This window comes from Leucobacter denitrificans (assembly GCF_014396385.1).
In the GTDB taxonomy this organism is placed as follows: Bacteria; Actinomycetota; Actinomycetes; order Actinomycetales; family Microbacteriaceae; genus Leucobacter; species Leucobacter denitrificans.
This window is the reverse complement of sequence record NZ_CP060716.1, coordinates 1557494-1571519: the sequence shown is the minus strand read 5'-3', so window position 1 is coordinate 1571519 and position 14026 is coordinate 1557494. Positions and strand designations below refer to the sequence as shown.

Genomic DNA, 14026 nt, shown 5'->3' with positions numbered 1-14026 from the left:
GTGTCTCGGTTAGTTTTTGTGCGCCCAAAATTCGAGTGACAGGAATTTGTATGTAGGTCTTGTGACGGTCGTAAATATTGCGCTAGTGTATTTCTTGCTGCGCTGAGGTTGAGGGGAACCCCGAACCAGCTAAGGGTGAAAGGCCCGACTTCAACATCAGATTGCAAAGGAGCACAATATGGGACACGAAAATCTGCGCTGGGATAAGGTTCCGCAGGTTACTCGAGGCGGCGAAGAAGACAAAAGAACGCTTTCATCGGGTGACTGCATTCGAGTCTCGGGCGTCGGCCATGAGCACACTGATGCCACAAAGATCTGGTTCGGTCATGTGTCAAATGAGCCGGGCTACCGTTCGCTGCCTCACCACCACGCAGAAGCCGAAACTGGTGGTTACGTGCTGCGAGGTCACGGTCGCATCTATTACGGCGAAGGTTTTCAACAGTGGGTCGACATGAAGGCGGGCGACTGGGTATTTGTTCCACCGTTCATGCCCCACGTTGAAGCCAACATGTCTGTAACCGAAGAGCTCGTGTGGTTGACGGCCCGCACTCCAGACAACCTCGTGGTCGACCTTCCAGACGTAGATGACTCAAAACTTGAAGGCTACCGCCGCGCATGAGCGTCACTACCGCTGCATTTCTTGAGGCGGTCGCACTCACCGAGTGCAGTGTGGATCGGGTGAACCGGGCATTTCTTGCTGTGCCGCAACCCGTGCCGTGGCCAAAAGCATACGGTGGCGATTTGGTTGCACAGAGTGCAGCCGCAGCGATCCGCACTGTTTCTGACGACAGAGTGTTGCACTCGCTCCACGGAACGTTTCTGAGGGGTGTCGAGACCGAGGAACCAGTTCAGTACGAGGTTGAAGACCTACGAGATGGGCGTGGTTACTCAACTCGGCACATTCGTGGGTATCAGCATGGGCGTCTCGCGTTTATGAGCACCGCCTCTTTCCATGTGCCTGAACAGTTCGTGGCCCTCGGTCCGACAATGCCCAGTGTTCCCCATCCCGAGTCCCTTCCGAGTTCAGCCGAAGTGCTCGAAAGCGAGACGGGTGAAGCAGCGGAATACTGGTCACACGGTCGAAGCTTTGACATGCGCCATGTTCCTGGGCCCGTCTATATCGATATCGACGGCGGGCGGGTGCCACACCAGGCAGTTTGGGTGAAAGCGTTTACGCAGCTTCCTGATGATGCGACTATTCACCGCCTCGCGATTGCATATGTCTGTGACTACACAATCCTTGAACCCATTCTGCGGGTACTTGGATTGCCGTGGTCCAGTCCGGGCCTTGTCACGGCGAGCCTCGATCATGCGATGTGGTTCCATTCAAGCGCCCGTGCTGATCAATGGTTGCTCTATGCGCAGGAATGTGCGGGCATCAGTGAGGGTCGTGGCCTCGGAATCGGTCGATTCTTTACGCAAGCGGGTGCGCTCGTCGCAACTGTTGCGCAAGAAGGCATGATCCGGCCGGGCCAAACTTAACCCATTTTTAATCTCTCACACCCTGAAGGGACCAGCGATGGAGCTTTCCCCCAGCGGTCATCTAGACGGTTATGCGCGATCAGTGCTGCCGCCTCATGACCAATGGCCGCAACTTGAATTCACACTGCCAGAGCTGCAGTATCCGCAACAGCTGAACGCAGCAGCAGAACTGATTGACCGTGCAGTCGAGCAGTTTGGAGCCGAGCGAAACGCGATATTGCTACCGGGTGGTGGACACTGGACGTACGGTGAACTCCAGCGTCGCGCGAATCAGTTCGCACGAGTGCTGACCGAAGACCACGGAGTCGTGCCGGGCAATCGTGTGTTGCTTCGCATGAATAACAGCCCATGGGCTGTTGCTTTTTGGCTCGGAACACTGAAGGCCGGCGGCATCGTAGCTACCACCATGGTGGCCTGGAAGTCGCACGAGTTTGAACAATTGCTTCGCAAAGTGCGCCCAACCGTAGCAATTGTTGATCACGATGCTCTGCAAGACATCTCGGAGGTGCTCGAAGATCATGTGCCGGTAAACGACATTCTGATTTTTGGTGGTGAATCAAACCCATTGGTTCATGCGTGTGCCTCCAAACCTGACACCTTTACCGCCGTCGAAACCGCGTCCGATGACGTCGCGCTCATGAGTGCAACGTCGGGCACAACCGGTGAAGCCAAAGTCACTATGCACTTCCATCGCGACATATTGGCGAACGCCGACACCTTCGCAAAGCACACGCTTCAGCTTTCACCCACTGATGTGAGTGCGAGCACGGCGCCGCTGGCCTTCACGTTTGGTTTGGGTGGACTCGTCGTCTTCCCGTTGCGCACTGGCGGTGCGAGTGTGCTCATGGATCGCAGTGGGCCAATCCAACTGGCCCAGCTTATAGATGAACTCGGTATTACCGTGCTGTATACAGCACCTACAGGGTACAGAACGCTGATCAAAGAGGGGTATGGCGACCAGTTGAGCCGTCTGCGAGTCGGTGTTTCGGCGGGTGAGCATCTTCCTGAGCAAACCTTCCGTGCAGTTGAGCAGGCCAGTGGGCTGCGGCTCGTGAACGGCATCGGTGCGACGGAAATGCTCCATGTCTTCATTTCTGCCTCGGGAGACGATATCCGACCGGGTACAACAGGACGCGCTGTTCCCGGGTACCGGGCGACGATTCTCGATGACGATGGCAACGAGCTTCCGCCTGGCGAGGTGGGGCGTCTTGCCGTGATCGGCCCCACCGGCTGTCGCTACTTGAGCGATGCACGACAGTCAAACTATGTAAGTAACGGGTGGAACGTCACAGGCGATACCTATGTCATGGATGAGGATGGTTATTTCGCGTTTCAAGCGCGCACTGACTCCGTAATCGTTACTGCCGGTTATAACGTTGGCGCCCCAGAGGTCGAAGACGTGATCAACCTGCACGCCGACGTGCTCGAGTGCGCTGTGGTTGGTCGCCCTGATCCAGACAAGGGAACAATCGTCAACGCATTCGTCGTACCGCGAGACGGCGCGGCGGCCAGCGACGAACTGAGGAAATCAATCATCGATCACGTGAAGTCACGACTTGCTGTCTACAAGTGCCCGAGACGTATTGATTTCGTAGAAGAACTTCCGAGAAACCCAAGCGGCAAAATTCAACATTTCAAGTTGCGTGAGCGCGCAGCTGCGGAATCCCTTGCCGTCCCAACACTTTGAAATAAGGAGAATGAACATGCGAGTAGCCATTATCGGCGGAGGGCCAGGAGGCCTCTATTTTGCCGCCCTCATGAAACAGCTGGATCCGACCCACGATATTACGGTGTGGGAACGCAACGCCGCGGACGACACCTTTGGATTTGGCGTTGTGTTCAGCGACGAGACGTTGGGCGGCATCGAGAATGCAGACCCCATCGTTGCGCAGCGCATGAGCGAGAAATTCGCGCGTTGGACAGACATCGACATCGCCTATCGAGGAGAAACGCACACGGTAGGTGGTCAGGGATTTGCGGCAATGGGGCGCAAAGAGCTGCTGCAATTGCTCCAGGTCCGATGCTTCGAGCTTGGGGTACCTGTTCACTTCCAGACAGAAGCTCCAGACGCCGCAGAACTCATGAAAGAGTACGACCTCGTGTTGGCCGCAGACGGAATCAATTCGCGCGTTCGCACGCAGTTTGCGGATCGCTTCAAGCCGGATCTAGATAAGCGCGAATCGAAGTATATGTGGCTTGGTACAGATCGTGTATTCGAGGCATTCACATTCGCGGTGCTGCACACGCCTCACGGAGTAATGCAGCTGCACGGGTACCCATACTCAGACTCAGGCAGCACGTTCCTTGTCGAAATGCACGAGAGTGTATGGCGTGCCGCAGGGTTCGACGAAACTGAGCACGAGATCTTCCCGCCTGGGGTAAGCGATGAACGCGCAATTGCCAAGATCCGAGAGTACTTCGCTGAAGTGCTCGACGGAGCCGATGTAATGTCGAACAACTCGAAGTGGTTGAACTTCACGACCGTGCGAAACGAACGCTGGCACCACGAGAATCTTGTGATTCTCGGAGATGCCGCCCACACGGCCCACTTCTCGATTGGGTCCGGAACCAAGCTTGCAATGGAGGATGCACTGGCGCTCGCGGCTTGTCTGCATGAGCATGATGAGATCAGTGCCGCGCTCGAATCATACGAGAGCGAGCGGCGACCGGTCGTCGCGTCGACGCAACGCGCGGCGCAGGCCTCACTTGAATGGTTCGAACAGATCGGACAGTACGGCGAGCAAGATCCACTCCAATTCACCTTCAACTTGTTGACCCGCAGCCGCCGAATCACACTTGAGAACCTAGCGCTGCGCGATCCGGACTTCGCACTGCGCGTGTTGCACGGTGCAAACTTCTCCGGTCGACAGGTGGAGGAGCCAGCGATGTTCCGCCCTCATCGCATTGGCAACCTTGAGCTCAAGAACCGTATCGTGCTCTCTCCGATGGACATGTACTCGTCGGTCGAGGGCGTTCCCGGTGATTTCCATCTTGCGCACCTCGGCGCAAAGTCTTCGGGTGGAGCTGGCCTCATCATGACCGAGATGGTGTGCGTATCTGAACAGGGTCGCATCACTCCCGGTTGTGGGGGTTTGTATACCGATGAGCAGGGCGCAGCATGGAAGCGAATCGTTGAGCATGTGCACACTCACTCGAGCGCAAAGATCGGTGTTCAGCTCGGGCACTCTGGTCGAAAGGGCTCGACAAGGGTGATGTGGGAAGGAATCGACCAGCCGCTTGAGAGCGGAAACTGGCAGACGGTTTCAGCCTCACCAATCCCGTACGGGCCGGACAATCAAGTTCCAGTCGAGCTCGATCGCAACGGTATGGATCGAGTACGTGACGATTTCGTCGCGGCCACTCAGCGTGCCGCTGACGCAGGATTTGATCTCCTAGAACTCCACGCGGCGCACGGGTATCTTCTGTCTTCGTTCCTGTCACCAGTTTCGAACCAGCGCACCGATGAGTACGGCGGCAGTCTCGAAAACCGACTCCGTTTTCCGCTAGAAGTTTTCGATGCAGTGCGTGAAGTTTGGCCAGCATCTCGACCGATGACCGTGCGAATCTCGGCTGTTGACTGGCTTGAAGGCGGAAACAGAATTGATGAGGCAGTCGAGATCTCGCGCGCATTCATCGAGCACGGTGTTGATGGCATCGACGTATCGTCGGGGCAGATCTCACAGGAGGAGCGCCCGCAGTTCGGTCGCAGCTACCAGACACCGTTCGCCGATGCGATCCGCAACCGTGTTGCCGCTGCTGCAGGCGTCACTGTCATTGCAGTAGGTGCAGTCTCCTCGTACGACGATGTGAACTCCATCCTGCTCGCTGGGCGCGCCGATATGGTCGCCATCGGCCGTACGCATCTCTGGAACCCTAACTGGACACTGCACGCCGCCGCTGAGCAACAGTATCGGGGCGCTGGCGCTGACTGGATTCCACAGTTCCGGGCCGGATCACGCAAGCCGCCAAGCTCACGAACCGATGCAGTACGACCGAGGCTTTCACTTATTCGAGACACACGCTCAGGTGAACTCACGCACCACCAGCGCTGGACTCCTCAACGGCGCGAGGAGGTCGCCGCTAGATAACAAGACCGGTGGGTGCGTACGACGTTGAACGCACCCACCTCCCTATCTCACATGCTTTCGCGTCAATAATTTGCGACGACGAATGCGCTCAACCCTCTACAAGGAATGGAGACAAAGGTGTCTTCTCAAACAACAACATCCGCAACCTTGAACGCGTGGCCGGTGCCGCGGGCGGTGACGAACATCGTGCTTCTGAGTTGCTTCCTCGCAATTCTTGCCGATGGTTACGACATCGGGGTCATCGGTGCGGTGCTGCCAGCAATCGCGGATGATCCGGAGTGGGGCCTGACTCCGGTAGAACTCGGTGGCCTCGCCTCGTGGTCGCTTGTGGGCATGCTCATCGGGGCACTATTCATTGGTACATTGAGCGATCGTCTCGGTCGCAAACGCATGCTCCTCGTATCGATGACGATCTTCACGGTGATGCAACTCGGGGCAGCGCTCTCGCCGACCCCCGAACTGTTTGGGCTGTTCCGCTTCCTTGGCGGCCTTGGTATGGGTGGAATCATCCCAGTGGGTGCTGCACTAACGATCGAGTATTCCGCACCCAACAAGCGTTCCCTGAACTACGGGCTGATGTACTCGGGCTACTCACTTGGCATAGTGGCATCTGCCATCACATCAATGCTTCTGCTTTCGAACCTTGGCTGGCGCTGGGTGATTGCCGCAGGAGCAGTGCCGGTATTGCTTATTCCGATCATCGCAAAGTTGCTTCCAGAATCACTCGAATCACTGGAAAATCGCGGTCAGCATGACCGGGCCGTAACGTTGGCTGAGAAGCTTAAGATCTCGCCGTACGTGCCCGCGATCCCGAAACAGCTCGACGTGCACGAACCAGTGTCTTGGCAGCGAATTCTCGGACAGCTATTCTCGCCGCGCTACCTTCGATCCACCATCTTCTTGTGGATCGCGCTATTCGCGGGCCTGCTGCTCGTGTATGGACTCAACTCGTGGTTGCCGTCGATCATGCGTGCCTCTGGGTATGAGCTCGGGCCGGCACTCGCATTTCTGTTGGTGTTCAGTCTCGCTTCAGCGGTTGGAGGTCTGGGCGTAGGTTGGCTCTCAGACCGGTACGGCGCGAAATCTGTGCTCATCTTGTTTTACCTGGTGGGCGGAATCGCGTGCCTCCTCATGATGTTCCCGAACTCGATGCTCATTAACCTCTGCCTCGTGGGATTATCTGGAATCGGAGCGATCTCCACCTCACTCGTGCTCACTGCCTACATCACTGATTACTATCCCGCTTCAATTCGTGCAACGGCTACGGGTTGGGCGCTGAGTTTCGCGCGCATCGGCGCAATTATGGGTCCTATCGTGGGTGGGTGGCTGGCCGCGCTCAATGTGGGAACGGAATGGAACTTCATCACATTTGCACTTGTTGCCGTTGTCGCGGCGATCGCCGTCGCCCTCGTGCCGAACAAGCCGCTCGAGTCTCGGTAGCGACAAAAGCTTGGGGCGAACGCAAGCCATGTGCGTTCGCCCCTTGACCGTTTCTGCTTGAGCGCGTTCAGTGCGTAGGGGTCATGCGAATTGTGTTTCGTAGCCCACCTATTCCTTCGATAAATGTCTCAACCGTGTCACCATTACGCATGTACTGCGGGTTCTCCATTCCGAGCGCGACGCCTCCGGGGGTGCCGGTGAGAATAATGTCTCCGGGCTGCAGACGGGTAAAGCTCGAAACATAGGCCACGAGGCGAGCTGAGTCGAACACCAACTCTCGGGTGTTACTGCTTTGCACTACTTTGCCATTGATGCGGCATTCGATGTCTAAGCCATCAACGGGATCGATCTCGTCGGCCGTGACAATACATGGACCAACTGGAGTCGTGCGGTCGAACGTCTTACCCTGAAACCACTGCAGGGTTCGTTGTTGCCAATCACGCATTGAGATGTCATTGGCGACTGTGTACCCAAGAATCGCAGCGCGTGCCTCAGAAATGTTCACCTGGTAGATCTCTCGGCCGATGACAACCGCAAGTTCTGCCTCCCAGTCCACCCGAGAGGTGAGAGAAACAGCAATATCGTCTGCGGGGCCGGTGAGAGTGTCAGCAAACTTTGCGAACAGGGTGGGGTACTCGGGAACCTCACGTCCAGTTTCAACGATGTGGTCGTGATAATTCAGGCCGCAGCAGATCACTTTCGCCGGTTGGGGTACCGGTGTGAGAAATTCAAAGCTTCCTTCCGCGAGGCGGGTGGGTTCACGAAGCGCAGCTTCGCCAGCGGCGCGCCAACTTTCATGTGAAATGAACGTCTGAACATTTGGCGTATCAATATGAACCCAACCTGCGCTATCTCCAACAGCCGCAAAGGTCGCGCCCGCACCTGAGTGAGTGTTCAACTTCAATGTTGCAAGCCGCATAAATCAAGCTCCTGTGTCGTTATGCTGACGTTCGTCATATAGTCTCAATATACACAATTCGTGTGCCCAATCCCAGAAACGGAGAACATAAATGTCGAGCCAAATCATCAACCCGCCAACGCTCATCAAACCAAGCGGATTCGCGCACGGAGTGAAGGCAGGTGAGCTCGTCTACCTCGGTGGGCAGACGGCAATGGATCTCAACGGCAACATTGTCCCCGGAGGCATCGTCGAGCAGTTTGTTCAGGCCTTCTCGAACGTGCTCACTACGCTCGAGGCGGCGGGCGGTAAGCCTAGCGATCTCGTCGATGTGACGATCTACCTCACCGATGTCGAGACGTACCAGCAGCACGGCCGTGAGATCGGTCGACTCTGGCGCGAACTTGCCGGCACCGAGTACCCGGCAATGGCGGGCATCGGGGTGACTCGTCTGTGGCAGCCCGAGGCGCTTATCGAGATTCAGGGAGTCGCCTACATCTCAGAACAGGAGTAACTGTAGTCGGAAGTTTGACGAGGGAAGCGGTGAAAGGTCCGGATCCTTTCACCGCCCTCATGTCAGTACTCCAAAAGACTCGTGAGGGCTCAGAGTACCTATCGCCAAGCAACATGTGAGGGGTACTAGGAGGATTCCTATCGGTCTTTAAAATACTTGAAAAGGTGCCTCTCTCGGACCGCCAACATGGCGAGTGAAGCGCCCAAGAATGATCCGAAAGCAGCCCAAGCCATAATGCGTAGACTGATCACCAAAACGTACGAGGAATCAGAAATGCTAGCGAACTCGGCATATAGGATTGAGCCACTTCCAGCGATGAGCATCGACGGGGCGACCCATGTGAGAGTCTCAAGTATCGTGATGATGTGAAGATCTCTCTTATGTAATCCGAAATGAAGGCTGCGGGCATGCTGGATACGGCGGCTTGCAACGGAGAAAACCCCGAGAAAGGCTCCAAGCGCACCTGCCAATGCAAAAGACAGAGCAGTAATCCGCTCTGCAAATCTTGTTCTCCCATCAAAGGTCTTACCAAGTGTCGTATTGAGCTGAGAGCGACTTGTTGAAGTTTCGTCATCAGTTGCGGGATAGACAGTTAGCGACAAGAGGCTTTCGAGTTCAGGGTTCGTTGGCCAGATTTCTGCCCAGCACTCGTCGAAAGGAATCTCACTTTGAAATTCCTGCGATAAAGCCGCGTAGCCAAATCCAGCACGTCTCCCATCGTCCGGGTAGTTGAATGTGTCTGCAATGGGGGTTTGCCGGTCGGAGAGTAGGAGTTCGTCACCTGGACCTGCAGCAACTTGCTGAGCGAGGACTGATGAAAGCAGGAGGCCAGTACCGCTGTCGGTTATGTGGAGTACATGCCTCAACCCGGGAGTAACCGCATAGTGGGACACAGGGGCAGCTGGCAGCGCTGCGACGATGAGGTCGGTCGGTTCTCTGCGTAGCGCCCCAGATGAATGGATTCCAGGAACCTTAGACAGGTGATCGCACGCAGTTCCGTCAATTCTTCCAATTGCCTCAAGGGTGATAATCGAGGCTCCGCTCTCGCGGTACCGCTGAGCCTCTAGTTCAATCGAATGGGTATTGCCGAGATCGAGGTATATGAGTCCAGCTAGCAGGATAGAGAAGACCACGCACAATTGCGCGGAACGGCTAGTTCCGCTTTGAACATTCAGCCAGACTTCCCTAAGAAGCACGTTCCAGCGCATGGCCTAGCTTCCTACGAAACTGGGTACGTTGAATGGTTGGTACTTACGCAAGTCAATATGATCAGTGCACGCCACTTGTGTTTCGTGATCGTGAGTTGCAATGACAACGATAGTCTCGGGGCTGATGAGCTCTCGGATAGCTCTATTCACGTCCTGTGCTGTGGCGGGATCAAGTTGAGCAGTTGGCTCATCGACGAGGAGAAGCCCGGGACTTACTGCAATTCCACAAGCGAGCATGAGACGTTGTGCTTCCCCGCCCGAAAGCGCACGAAACTCACGCAGGGCAACTTCGCGCAGCCCGAATCTTGATAGTAGCTCTAAGGATCGACTGCGTGCGTTCTTGGTATGTTCACCTTTGGCAAGTAACGGAAGCATCAGGTGATCGAGTGCGCTCCGACGAGGAGTCCCATGTGGATTCTGAAATACCCAGGAAGTACGTCCAGGAACATTGATTACGACCTTGCCTTCTGTGGGGCTGTTCCATCGGGATAGCAAATTTAGGAGGGTGCTCTTGCCAGAACCCGACGGTCCCGTGAGCGCATAAACATGCCCCGGGGAAAGTTGCAGAGTCAGGCCTCGGAAAAGCCATGCTTCCTCTGTGAATTTATGACCGACGCCCTCAAACCTCACGGACATCTTGATTCCTTTGGGTTTAAGTTCACCAATTCAGGAAGATCTCCGTCTCGCCCAACGACAAAGGTCTGACCGAGCTCTGAGCCGAGTATCGAAACTTCGAACGATTTCTCGTTCAAAAGAACGCAAGCGTTGGCCCCGTTCTCACCGAAGAGTGCTGCTGGTGGGATCACCGCAACCCGAATTGGCTCGGAAAGCCGAATTGCTCCCTTGAGTGTCAACTTTCCTGTAGGAATTTCGTTTGGAGTCTCACCCTGAGCGGTAGATGATGCAAGCGACTGAATGTAAGAGGGCGTCTTTACTAACTTTTGAAATGAGCTTTGGTCAGCAACGCTGCCATCTGCCTCGAGGGGAATAGCAATATCGTCGACCACGAGTTCCATGCCCACCTCTTGATTGAAGTCAGGCAGGCTCTTGACGGAAACTTCACGTATTGCCCCTTGGACGGACGCAACTGTCTGATCAGGAGCAAGCATTTGCCCGACTTCAATATTGCAGTTTGAGACTTCCAAAGAATCCGATGGAACCCAAAGAAAATTTTGCATCTCGACTACGTTTGTCGGTTCAGTGAGGCTCCCATTGGCTCGGCGAAGCTCGACCACTGAAGCTGACGCATAAGGGCCCAAGACTCCGTTGCCTTCTGAGTTGTATCCAATCTTTGCGAGTTGTGCCTGCAGTTCCTCTACATCTTTTCCGAAGTCACCCATGGAAATATCGCGCCAGAGCGGGGCGCTGGTGGCAAGGTTTACGATTGGTTCCCCGTCAATCTCGATGTAGCTCTTCCCGTTTTCCCAAGTCTGACCCGGTTTGCAATTGACTGCGGTTACTCTTCCACCGCCGGATGACCTGAGGTTGGTTGATTTATCCTGAACCAAATCGACTTCCACATTGTGGGTGTCAGTGAACTCCCTATAAGTCACCGGAGCAACCTTTTCTTGGGCTGATGTACCGATGGCCTCTGGTAGATCGTCTGCAAAGACGAGGTACCCGGCGGCACCGCCGAGGACCAGCGGTATGCCGACACAGAATAGGGCTAGTGAGGCTTTAACGATATTGACCTTCACGAATCACCTACTGGAAGGAATTCGTCGGATCGTCGCTGCACGTTATTAGTGCGTCGTATCCAATCTCGGGATCCACTACATACGAGATCCCGGGGTGCGATTCAGATACGAGGTCAATTTCCTCTAGATATTGAGCCGCTGAGTAAGAGGGTTCGACTACTTTGGCGCGAACCAAGCATTCCGCCATGATTATTGACGGCTCGATGTTATTCGGGTTTGTAATCAACTGATAGCGGAGGAATCCGATGTCATCTAGGCCAGATGACATCGAACACTCATCTACCTTCTCGCCTCCCAGGCTGGGGGGCACGGAATTGAAGCTCACGAGAGTGCCGCCGTCTTCATCAATTGAATCTAACGTCATACCCGTGTCCGAAATGCACTGCTCCATGCGGGATTTGGTTTCAGCCCACTCCTGGTCTGTGATCCTCTGATCTTTGATCACCTCGCGGCTGAAGTCCGATGTAGTCCTTTTCCACACCTCCTCGAAGGTTTCAGCGTGCGGCCCTGAGAAACTGATTCCATCCGGAATAGGAATACTATTCGTGTCTGTTGATGAGCAGCCAATGAGTACGAAACTTGCAATCCCGGCAATTAGCAAAGTAGATATGTGGCGCATTCGGGTCCTGACGTAATTGTGGCCTAGTTACGAAAAGAAGGTTTCGGCGCACCGAAGAACTGTGCGACGGTGCGCCGAAACGATATTCGCGAGAGCTAGATCACATCCCAGTAGGCCTTATTTCCGAAAAGGCTCGCACTCAATGCCGCTGTAGCGAGAACCCCTTTCGGCCGCCAGCCGCTGGAATGTCTTTGACTGAGGTTCTCGACGGTGGCTTTATGTGTTCGTGAATGGTGTTGATACTGAGAGTAGAGGTTCTTCGCCTCGGCCGAGTACGTCCATGTTCCGCCGCCTTTTGAGACAGTCACTGCATTCGCTGCCATCGGTGTCGCGAGTAATACGGCTGCTGCAAGTGCAGCGGCAGATAGAAATTTTCTTGAGGTTTTCACTAGGAGATCCTTCGTTCGTTTTTGAATGTGTTCTCTCCCCCTGGTGAAACAATATGTGCCCTTGTTACGCACGTCAATATTCCGACACAAATAGCGAATGGGGCGGGTGGCTTCGTGGCCTAGTAAAGGCGAGGGGCGCGACGTAGCATGGAGTCAACGGTGCTCGGCCGATGATGGGAGCGTCATGGTTCGCGAACTTTCACACTTTGTCGATGGCGAGCTGCGCGCGGGCACCTCGGGAGAATTCTCCGACGTGTTTAACCCGAGCACGGGCGAGATTGCCGCACGCGTGCCCCTTGCTTCGCACAGCGAGGTGGCCGCGGCGATCTCGACTGCGGAAGAAGCGCAACACGAGTGGGGTGCACTCAACCCGCAGCGCCGAGCGCGCGTGCTCATGCGGTTCTTGCGCCTCATCGAGCGAGACATAGACGAACTTGCAGAGATGCTCTCGCGTGAGCATGGAAAGACGCTCGCAGACTCGAAGGGCGACGTGCAGCGAGGTGTAGAGGTCATCGAGTTCGCGCTCGGTGCGCCGCACCTGCTGAAGGGGGAGTACAGTACCAACGCCGGGAGTGACGGCATCGACGTCTACTCGATGCGGCAGCCACTCGGTGTCGTCGCGGGCATCACGCCATTCAACTTTCCAGCCATGATTCCGCTCTGGAAGATGGGACCAGCGCTCGCCGCGGGCAACGCGTTCATTCTCAAGCCGAGCGAGCGCGACCCGTCGGTGCCGTTGCACCTGGCCCAATTGCTTACCGAGGCCGGCCTCCCCGATGGAGTGCTTCAGGTGCTCAACGGCGACAAGCGGGCGGTCGACGCGATTCTCACCGACAAGCGTGTGCAGGCTGTGGGGTTTGTGGGATCCACACCGATTGCGCGATATATCTACGAAACCGCCGCAGCGAACGGCAAGCGAGCGCAGTGCTTCGGTGGGGCAAAGAACCACATGATCGTCATGCCAGACGCAGACCTCGACCAGGCCGCCGATGCCCTCGTGGGCGCGGGTTACGGATCGGCGGGCGAGCGCTGCATGGCGATCTCGGTCGCAGTGCCGGTCGGCAAAGCGACGGCTGATGCGCTCGCGGCCAAGCTCACAGAGCGGGTGAAGCAACTTCGTGTGGGTGACACACACGATGAGCGCGCAGACTATGGCCCGCTCATCACGCGAGACGCGGTGGATCGGGTGACCCACTACATCGAGGCGGGCGTCGAAGAGGGCGCAAGTTTGCTCGTCGACGGCAGGGGACTGACGGTAGAAGGTTTCGAAGAGGGCTTCTACCTCGGGCCGTCGCTCTTTGACTACGTCACGACCGACATGAGCGTGTACCGCGACGAGGTCTTCGGCCCTGTGCTGTTCATCGCGCGGGCCGCGACGTACGAGGAAGCACTTCGGCTGCCATCGGAGCACGACTATGGCAACGGTGTTTCAATCTTCACCAGAGACGGCGACACGGCGCGCGACTTCGCGGCTCGGGTCAACGTCGGCATGGTCGGCGTGAACGTGCCGATTCCGGTGCCCATCGCGTACCACACGTTCGGCGGCTGGAAAGAGTCGGGCTTTGGCGACCTCAACCAGCACGGCCCAGACTCGTTCCGCTTCTACACAAAGACGAAGACCGTCACATCGCGGTGGCCCTCCGGAATCAAGGAAGGGGCAAGCTTCGTTATACCGACGATGCAGTGACTCC

At 56.1% G+C, this 14026-nt stretch carries 13 protein-coding genes; 7 read left to right on the top strand and 6 right to left on the bottom strand.

The genetic code is table 11. The annotated features are described in order from the left end of the window. The first annotated feature begins 178 nt into the window (after positions 1 to 178). The 5 genes from H9L06_RS07580 to H9L06_RS07560 all read left to right on the top strand — a co-directional run bounded on the left by H9L06_RS07580 (position 179) and on the right by H9L06_RS07560 (position 7010). A complete protein-coding gene (locus H9L06_RS07580; protein WP_187554624.1) occupies positions 179 to 619 on the top strand; it encodes a cupin domain-containing protein in 441 nt (146 codons plus the stop codon). Then, positions 616 to 1482, top strand: a complete 867-nt coding sequence (locus tag H9L06_RS07575; RefSeq protein WP_187554623.1) for an acyl-CoA thioesterase — start codon at positions 616 to 618, stop codon at positions 1480 to 1482. Before H9L06_RS07580 ends, H9L06_RS07575 begins: the two co-directional genes overlap by 4 nt. 37 nt (positions 1483 to 1519) lie before the next feature. Further along, positions 1520 to 3169: an AMP-binding protein gene (locus H9L06_RS07570; RefSeq protein ID WP_187554622.1), complete on the top strand. Its 1650-nt coding sequence runs from the start codon at positions 1520 to 1522 to the stop codon at positions 3167 to 3169. A gap of 10 nt (positions 3170 to 3179) precedes the next feature. After that, on the top strand, positions 3180 to 5570 hold the full coding sequence (locus H9L06_RS07565; RefSeq protein WP_425489984.1) for a bifunctional salicylyl-CoA 5-hydroxylase/oxidoreductase: 2391 nt from the start codon (positions 3180 to 3182) through the stop codon (positions 5568 to 5570). Positions 5571 to 5687: 117 nt separating this feature from the next. After that, complete coding sequence (locus H9L06_RS07560) at positions 5688 to 7010, top strand: MFS transporter (protein WP_246454312.1); 1323 nt, start codon at positions 5688 to 5690, stop codon at positions 7008 to 7010. 67 nt (positions 7011 to 7077) lie between these two features. On the opposite strand, the gene H9L06_RS07555 is transcribed toward H9L06_RS07560, so the two are convergent. Further along, positions 7078 to 7929, bottom strand: a complete 852-nt coding sequence (locus H9L06_RS07555; protein WP_187554619.1) for a fumarylacetoacetate hydrolase family protein — start codon at positions 7927 to 7929, stop codon at positions 7078 to 7080. Between the two features lie 91 nt (positions 7930 to 8020). Between H9L06_RS07555 and H9L06_RS07550 the strand changes: the two genes are divergently transcribed. Next, positions 8021 to 8422 carry a RidA family protein gene (locus tag H9L06_RS07550; RefSeq protein WP_187554618.1) on the top strand — a complete coding sequence of 134 codons (402 nt, stop codon included), beginning with the start codon at positions 8021 to 8023 and terminating at the stop codon, positions 8420 to 8422. 137 nt (positions 8423 to 8559) lie between these two features. Here the strand turns inward: H9L06_RS07550 and H9L06_RS07545 are convergent, their stop codons facing one another. The 5 genes from H9L06_RS07545 to H9L06_RS07525 all read right to left on the bottom strand — a co-directional run bounded on the left by H9L06_RS07545 (position 8560) and on the right by H9L06_RS07525 (position 12335). Next, on the bottom strand, positions 8560 to 9630 hold the full coding sequence (locus H9L06_RS07545; RefSeq protein ID WP_187554617.1) for a hypothetical protein: 1071 nt from the start codon (positions 9628 to 9630) through the stop codon (positions 8560 to 8562). 3 nt (positions 9631 to 9633) lie between these two features. Continuing rightward, positions 9634 to 10266 carry an ATP-binding cassette domain-containing protein gene (locus H9L06_RS07540; protein WP_187554616.1) on the bottom strand — a complete coding sequence of 211 codons (633 nt, stop codon included), beginning with the start codon at positions 10264 to 10266 and terminating at the stop codon, positions 9634 to 9636. Next, positions 10257 to 11327: a peptidoglycan-binding domain-containing protein gene (locus H9L06_RS07535; RefSeq protein ID WP_187554615.1), complete on the bottom strand. Its 1071-nt coding sequence runs from the start codon at positions 11325 to 11327 to the stop codon at positions 10257 to 10259. The genes H9L06_RS07540 and H9L06_RS07535 overlap by 10 nt, the downstream gene beginning before the upstream one ends. Before the next feature lie 7 nt (positions 11328 to 11334). Continuing rightward, complete coding sequence (locus tag H9L06_RS07530) at positions 11335 to 11946, bottom strand: hypothetical protein (protein WP_187554614.1); 612 nt, start codon at positions 11944 to 11946, stop codon at positions 11335 to 11337. Between the two features lie 95 nt (positions 11947 to 12041). Further along, on the bottom strand, positions 12042 to 12335 hold the full coding sequence (locus tag H9L06_RS07525; protein WP_187554613.1) for a lactococcin 972 family bacteriocin: 294 nt from the start codon (positions 12333 to 12335) through the stop codon (positions 12042 to 12044). Between the two features lie 184 nt (positions 12336 to 12519). Here H9L06_RS07525 and H9L06_RS07520 point away from each other — a divergent pair, with 184 nt between their 5' ends. Beyond that, entirely contained in the window at positions 12520 to 14022 is a 1503-nt protein-coding gene (locus H9L06_RS07520) for a CoA-acylating methylmalonate-semialdehyde dehydrogenase (protein WP_187554612.1), read from the top strand. The last annotated feature ends 4 nt before the right edge of the window (positions 14023 to 14026 follow it).

Bases quoted from the DNA above. Each gene is read 5' to 3' on its own strand.
- H9L06_RS07580 (WP_187554624.1), top strand. From the start codon at position 179: ATGGGACACGAAAATCTGCGCTGGGATAAGGTTCCGCAGGTTACTCGA.
- H9L06_RS07550 (WP_187554618.1), top strand. From the start codon at position 8,021: ATGTCGAGCCAAATCATCAACCCGCCAACGCTCATCAAACCAAGCGGA.
- H9L06_RS07565 (WP_425489984.1), top strand. From the start codon at position 3,180: ATGAACATGCGAGTAGCCATTATCGGCGGAGGGCCAGGAGGCCTCTAT.
- H9L06_RS07575 (WP_187554623.1), top strand. From the start codon at position 616: ATGAGCGTCACTACCGCTGCATTTCTTGAGGCGGTCGCACTCACCGAG.
- H9L06_RS07545 (WP_187554617.1), bottom strand. From the start codon at position 9,630: ATGCGCTGGAACGTGCTTCTTAGGGAAGTCTGGCTGAATGTTCAAAGC.
- H9L06_RS07555 (WP_187554619.1), bottom strand. From the start codon at position 7,929: ATGCGGCTTGCAACATTGAAGTTGAACACTCACTCAGGTGCGGGCGCG.
- H9L06_RS07530 (WP_187554614.1), bottom strand. From the start codon at position 11,946: ATGCGCCACATATCTACTTTGCTAATTGCCGGGATTGCAAGTTTCGTA.
- H9L06_RS07520 (WP_187554612.1), top strand. From the start codon at position 12,520: ATGGTTCGCGAACTTTCACACTTTGTCGATGGCGAGCTGCGCGCGGGC.
- H9L06_RS07540 (WP_187554616.1), bottom strand. From the start codon at position 10,266: ATGTCCGTGAGGTTTGAGGGCGTCGGTCATAAATTCACAGAGGAAGCA.
- H9L06_RS07570 (WP_187554622.1), top strand. From the start codon at position 1,520: ATGGAGCTTTCCCCCAGCGGTCATCTAGACGGTTATGCGCGATCAGTG.